The organism is Duncaniella sp. (genome assembly GCF_029056165.1).
Classification (GTDB): Bacteria; Bacteroidota; Bacteroidia; order Bacteroidales; family Muribaculaceae; genus Duncaniella.
Map to the genome: position 1 here is coordinate 24,287 of NZ_JAIDBW010000050.1, position 6,541 is coordinate 30,827.

Annotated in this window: 6 protein-coding genes; all 6 read right to left on the minus strand. The window is 32.9% G+C overall.

Features of this window, described 5'->3' with window-relative positions:
• Nucleotides 1–128 precede the first annotated feature (128 nt).
• Nucleotides 129–1,169, minus strand: coding sequence for an acyltransferase (locus tag K2G41_RS11070; RefSeq protein WP_300118172.1), 1,041 nt, complete (start codon nucleotides 1,167–1,169; stop codon nucleotides 129–131).
• 131 nt (nucleotides 1,170–1,300) lie between these two features.
• Complete coding sequence (locus K2G41_RS11075; RefSeq protein WP_300118174.1) at nucleotides 1,301–2,452, minus strand: EpsG family protein; 1,152 nt, start codon at nucleotides 2,450–2,452, stop codon at nucleotides 1,301–1,303.
• Nucleotides 2,453–2,459: 7 nt separating this feature from the next.
• Nucleotides 2,460–3,719 carry an oligosaccharide flippase family protein gene (locus tag K2G41_RS11080; RefSeq protein ID WP_300118176.1) on the minus strand — a complete coding sequence of 420 codons (1,260 nt, stop codon included), beginning with the start codon at nucleotides 3,717–3,719 and terminating at the stop codon, nucleotides 2,460–2,462.
• A 43-nt stretch (nucleotides 3,720–3,762) separates the two neighbouring features.
• The gene (locus tag K2G41_RS11085; RefSeq protein WP_300118177.1) at nucleotides 3,763–4,710 is read right to left on the minus strand and encodes a glycosyltransferase family 2 protein; all 948 of its coding nucleotides are present in this window, start codon (nucleotides 4,708–4,710) and stop codon (nucleotides 3,763–3,765) included.
• A gap of 134 nt (nucleotides 4,711–4,844) precedes the next feature.
• The gene (locus tag K2G41_RS11090; RefSeq protein WP_300118179.1) at nucleotides 4,845–5,594 is read right to left on the minus strand and encodes a hypothetical protein; all 750 of its coding nucleotides are present in this window, start codon (nucleotides 5,592–5,594) and stop codon (nucleotides 4,845–4,847) included.
• A 16-nt stretch (nucleotides 5,595–5,610) separates the two neighbouring features.
• A partial coding sequence (locus K2G41_RS11095) for an ATP-grasp fold amidoligase family protein (protein ID WP_300118181.1) occupies nucleotides 5,611–6,541 on the minus strand: 931 nt, incomplete at its 5' end.

Consider the following 6,541-nt stretch of genomic DNA (forward strand, 5'->3'; position numbering starts at 1 on the left):
CTGACGATTTATCAAAATCTGTATATTAAGGTATAGTAACTCGATATGGTGAATTTCTGCGGAAGTATACGGTATTTTAAATTCTTACAGCTAAATTTAACTTCGATAAATCGGTTTAGATGACTTCTCTATTTAATATTGGAGCGGTATGTCCTCCTCTCAAAAAAATTCCTAATTTCCTTAATTCCATAAGCAACCAAAATACTCACTATAATCAATAATAGACTTGAAATATATGGATGGAATTTTTGAAATACTTCATATTGAATCATAAATTTTAGAATTACACCATGAACCAAATATACCTCAAGGGATATGAATCCAATAAATACGAGTAGTTTATATTGAGGAAAGGAAAGATAACGCATGATCATATAGGTAAGAATAGGCACTGTATTAATAATAAGTACATCTATTATTCGGCTATTAAGCAAGCTTAAACCTATAATCATACACACTGCTATATCAAAAATGAAATTGAATTTAACCATCAAAGGCGTTATCCTCTTTTCATATACAGCAATCCAGTATCCCGTAATAATCGAAGGTGTCGATATATACCACCATCCTCCGAATCTCAGTATAAAAACGACTATTATACCTACAATCGTCAGTCCAGTAAACAATATACCGGTCTTTACCAACTCAGCCTTTGAAATCTTTGCAGAAAAATAAAACGCGAGATACGTGTATAAAATAACATATATAAACCATGAAGCCGGCAATGGTGGATAGCCATCCTTCATTCTTTCAACTATTTCTTCAATTGATACGGTCTCTACAAAATCTTTAATAATTATAAAAAGGAAAGTCAAAATCAAGAATTCCGGTAGAATCTTTCCCAATCTTTTCGGCACAAAGCCTCTCAAATATCTTCTGCCATTACTTTTCAATGATTTCGCAAGACCATATCCAGTCAGAAAGAAGAAAACAGCTACGACAGGCGCACCAATTGTATGGAACGCTTCTATCGGTATGAATAATATTCTATTAATGGTGTTTCCTGTTGTTAGTACACACTTCTGTGAAGCATGATGAAAAACAATGAATATTGCAAGGAGGCCTCTAAGAGGGAGTGTGGATTTAGAGTCAAAATCATATAATACTGTTCTCTTATTCTTAATCTTAATGATTATAAGGCACAAAAATAGCACTAAAATTAGATCCATAAATTAAAACTAGGATTCTATTAAGTTATAGGGAAGCCCACTATAATTTCTACTGAAGTATGCTAGACTCAAATAGAGGCATCTAAATTTAATTTCTCTAAATTAGTTTAGACGACTTTATTGTAATAAATTTATAAGAATTGCATTGTTATGATTTTTCCGAGAATAAACAGTTCTGAATAAAGGAAAGGTAATAGTAGGATCCAGTTTAATTGCTTGTTTGAGATCAATTTTCGTTGATTAAGATAGGATAATATCAGACATATCGGTATTCCGGTCATATATAAATATCTATATCCAATTACCCATAAACCAAGAAGATTGTTGTTTGCAATGATGAGTATGGCTACAGCAATTATCATTATCGCTGTAGTAATTGTTATTAGTTGCTGGATATGTTTAGGGATTTCTATGGTGATCTTTTTAAAATAGCATTTCCATAATATGATTAGCATACTAAGATAGAAACTATAATAACGTAAAGTCGTTATAATTTCCCACTTCCAGTTGAACTCCATTGTTATCTGGGAAGATGCATATCCTACAGCACTCTCTGTAAACGCGCTTTCTCCGATAAGTAAAACTCCCTCAATAATATTCCCCAATATGTATTTTATACCGATAAAAAATACTGGGAGAATTATAAGTGTCAGTAGTATTTTTCGTCTTGTTAAATGGATATAAATTAATGGCGTTAGTAAAATCGGGAGCAGAATACTTCTATGTGCCCAAAATGCAATGATAAATATAATGCCGACATACATGATTCTGCTTAATTTACTTCGTCTATCTGAAATAATAAGCAGACTTAATCCATAGTAATATAATGCCATTGCAAGTGAAACTCTGGCATAAGAAAATGTCAGCAGAAAAAAGACTGCAAATATGTATATGAATTTATTTCGGTTTAATTTTAATCTTACGGAAGTCCTATAAACTAAATAGAGTGCGCCACCCCAAATTATAAATCTGAATATTATATACGATCCAAAGCAAACGGAAGATATATATTTATAAATAGGATCCCTGAACTCCTCAATTTCCTCATAGAATATACGTGCAAAACTGAAATAGTCTGTATCCCAAAAGGCCACAAGACAAAAGAATACAACTAACCACCATGAGGAATAGTGTATCTGCTTCGCCCCTCTCCAGTTGTACAGTAAAAAAAATATTATATTTATCAGTATGAAATTGAACCAGAACTCGGATAAGGCAGTCCCGTTTACTCGAGGAATGTGGAGATTAAAATCCCAATTAAAAACAGATTGAGTTTCGCCCATTAGTTGATCACATGTTGGTTTTCATATTGCGTTTTGCAGCTATATAGACACTCACGCCTAAAATAATTCGGGCAAAAGCAATTGTACAGGCGGCACCGATATAACTATAGAAATATACTGCTGGGATTGTAATTAAGAATGATACAATCGAAACAATGATGGTGATATTTCTTAGTTCAGTTTCTTTCCCAATGATTATAAGGTAATTAGTCCCATATATATTAGTAATCGAATGGAATATTAGTGAGATGGCCAATATTCTTAACGGGATAATTGAACTTTCAAATGAATTATCAAGAAATATATGTATAAGGGTAGGAGCAAATACAATAAGAATAGTAGCTATTATTATTGTAAATAACATTTTTATATACACGAATGAATTGTGTTTTTCTATCCTTCTGGATAGAAACGGGAAAAATGCTCTACTTAAGACAGTTAGAAATTGAGCACCGATAGAATAAAATTTATTGGCTCCATCGAGATAACCATTCGGGATGCTTCCGCCATACATACCAAGTAGAAGCACGGAAAAACTTGTATAAAGATTGGGCATGAGATTATTTATGAACACGCTTGAACTCTTCTTCATGCTGTCAATTGTTGAAGAAAAGGAGGCCCACTTAAATTTAATGTTTAGTTTTTTCCGAACGATATATATACTGATTATTCCGGATAGGATATAACCACAACCATATAGCAATGGTTGATAGATATAGTCATCAGGCTTTTTTATAAATATAAATATCGCGACAGTAAACAGTAATTTCGATAGGATGTTTAGCACCGTTACCAGACGCATGTTTTCCAAACCTTGAAACAGCCATTCCGGAAATAATAGTTGTCCCAACACTATTGTAAAAGAAAAAATAAGTATGAGGGCATTAGAATAGAAGTATGGTATGCTTAAGATTAGTATCCCCGATATAACTAATGAAATGATGGTAAGGATTGTTTTACCGGTCATTACTGTACTGTAGATCTCTCCAATTATCCTTTTATCTCCTGAATTTTTAGCCACATCCCGAGTAGCTGTAAAATTGTATCCCCAATCAATAAAAGTCGAAATGTAAACAATCAGGGACATTGCAAATGCAATTTTACCAAATCCGGACACTCCTATCACTCGTGCAAGATAAGGATATGTTATAATTGGAAATATATATCCTCCGATTTGTAAAATAGTAAGATATGAGAAATTAGATACAACTTTTTTTGCATCTTTAGACTTTTTGATGTTTTCTATACGAGATCTGAGATTATGCATAAATCCACATCGATTGTTCGGCGTACTTTTTCAAGTAGAGTATTTATCCCCTTTTCTTATAATATAAATATAAATGGGATATGGGCTTAAGACAACTAACCATAGCCTTTGTCCTTTTATTTAAAGGAATATCTTCCAAGGGTATATTACATTTAGTAACTAAAAGCGAAAAACCCAATATTGTCCGTATGTATCTTTTTTTATCCCATTTTAATAATAGATCCGACTTTTCTTTCAGGGTATAGTAGAATTCAACCATTTTATTGGCAAGGATTCTTTTTTCTCCATCTAAACATCTGTTTAATGTATTTGAACAGAGTGAATTTGGAGTACTCATATAGATTCTTGTAACATCAGGGATAAAACGTGTTTTATATTTTCTGGCAGCTCTACTCCAACGAATACTTTCATCAAAATTTGTAGCATTGTCCATAAACATGAATTCAGATGGTACTGAGGCTTCATTGCGTAGAACTTCTACTTTCCTGCATCCAACCATTTCGCAAAATACCTTTAACTTATAGCTGACGGTATTGTAATCTGAATCAAAATATGGTGTCGGCAATATATCACCGACTAATTTACCGTTAATATCTTTGCATCTTGATTTGATCTCCCAAAATTTATCGTATTCAGCAGATTTTTCTAATTTAGTCCACTCCCGGTCAAAGATCGCAAGCATATCAGGTGTTATCGGATCGTCATCATCGGCTGTAACCACATATCGACCCTTAAATTTTTTAAGAGCAGCTGCCCAAGCTGTATGCTTACCTCCATTCCTTTTAGATACATACTGAATATTCAATATATTATCATTAATTATATTTGAAACAATTTCATCAGTATCATCTGCCGAGCCATCGTTTACTATAACCCATTCAAAATCTTTAAATGTCTGGGCTTTTAGTTCATTATATAATCGTAACAGCATTTGAGCCCGATTATATGTGGCTGTAAAAACAGAAAATCTATAACTATATTTAGAACTCATGATTAATATAATGAACAATAATTTTTATCCCAAATTTTATTGGAAATATGTAATTGAGTAATTTTTAATGGGAGTGTCGCCAAACATTACCAATCTCGAATCTTCCGATTAATCTTCGTTTCGGTTTGTTCAACCTATTTAATTAAGTGGCACTTTATTGTAAAGTATGGTTTATAGATATAATATAGAATTCTTCCTAACTGTGGGACTCTGAATGCAAGACCTTCATTTATACTATCCTGACATGGATTGCAATGTCCACAAGGCAATCCCCATACAGGGAAGTGGCAAAACCATGTATGCTTAACGGTATTAAAATGTCCCATTTCTTTAAGTCGTGCAACTTCTTCAACTTTAGTCAGATTCCATAATGAAATAGGGAGGTCGATATTAGAAAAGATGCACATACCATTATCTGTCGAAGAGTTTGGGTCTATTCTGTAAACCTTGTAGTCGCCATCGATGTAGGGTAATAATTTACATTCAGTTTCGATGCAGTTTACGGCTTTAGACCTATCGCTTTTTTCCAAACTCATTTCAAAACGAATGTTATTATGTAAGGCGTATCGCGCTATGAGATCATATTGATGACCTATGATATATTTTGAATGAAGTTCTTGAAATGCCTGTGTGATCCGATGGTCGATAGGGATATCGTCCATTTGGATTAACTTCACATCAAGTAAGGTCGCTTTTGTCTTTGGATGGGAACGAATGATATCTGATATTTGCGATATTGCGTTTAGTTCATATCTCTTTGATTTTCTTGCTGAGTCCTCTATATAATATGGTTGTATTATTACGTTCATTTGCGATAGCTCGATGACTCTAAAGCTCGAATCAAGGCCACCGGTCCATAGAATATTTACAATTCGTTTATTCATATTTCGGTTATATTATTTATTCGGTAAGTATAAGTTTTTTACCGAGTTCCAGATTCCAAGATTCCGGAGCAAAGCGTCCAAATCCGGATCCGGGGTAAAATGTTATTTCTCCAAAATATATTCTATCACCTATTACATATAGGTCAACCCGATTAAATTTGAAATTTTCTGATAATTCTCGGGCAACTTTGAGCATTTCTTCCAGAACGGATGGTTTTGGAATAACATTCGTCGCATTATAAGCATTCGGATTCAAACCTACAAACTCCATGTGATTCCAATGGATGTCAAAGAAGTCAATAGTTTCGTTAGTATGCCTATTTTGGATTACTTGTATATATTGGGGGATGCCATTAAAACAGAATATTTTATAATCAATCATTTCACCGCCATCTGGCATTTCTATTATTTCTTCTGCGATTATTTTTCTTTTAACATTCTTATATGGCCATTCCCTGTATTGCTTGTAAATATCAAATAATAATGACTTATAAATTTTTTTAGATGCTTTATCCTGATCAAAATATTTTTTGTCGGTACATATAACAACGCCTGTACTCCCACCTCCATGCGTTGTTTTTAGAACGAACTTTTGAGGTAGTTTTATAAAGTCTATATCATCAAACTTATCCCATTCACCTATTGTCGGAATAATATACTTGCTGCCAATTTTATTTTTCACCCAGTCCTTAACGCGACTTTTATCAACAAGCTGGGTCATAGTGTCATCTTTTTGATTAAGCTTTAACCATTGAATTTTTTCTTGAAATGTGATTGGATTGGAGAAGTTGATTGATTGACCGGTTTCTACAAAAAATAATAATTTTAGATAAATTTTATCTGGCAAAAATGTAAAGAAATGCCGAATTATATATGATAATATTTTTCGTGAATTAACTTTTTTCATTTGTATCTCAATATTGAAATAAGAATACAAGGATTTATGA

Coding starts and splice junctions, on each gene's coding strand:
- K2G41_RS11075 (WP_300118174.1), bottom strand. CDS start 2,452: ATGGGCGAAACTCAATCTGTTTTTAATTGGGATTTTAATCTCCACATT.
- K2G41_RS11080 (WP_300118176.1), bottom strand. CDS start 3,719: ATGCATAATCTCAGATCTCGTATAGAAAACATCAAAAAGTCTAAAGAT.
- K2G41_RS11090 (WP_300118179.1), bottom strand. CDS start 5,594: ATGAATAAACGAATTGTAAATATTCTATGGACCGGTGGCCTTGATTCG.
- K2G41_RS11070 (WP_300118172.1), bottom strand. CDS start 1,169: ATGGATCTAATTTTAGTGCTATTTTTGTGCCTTATAATCATTAAGATT.
- K2G41_RS11085 (WP_300118177.1), bottom strand. CDS start 4,710: ATGAGTTCTAAATATAGTTATAGATTTTCTGTTTTTACAGCCACATAT.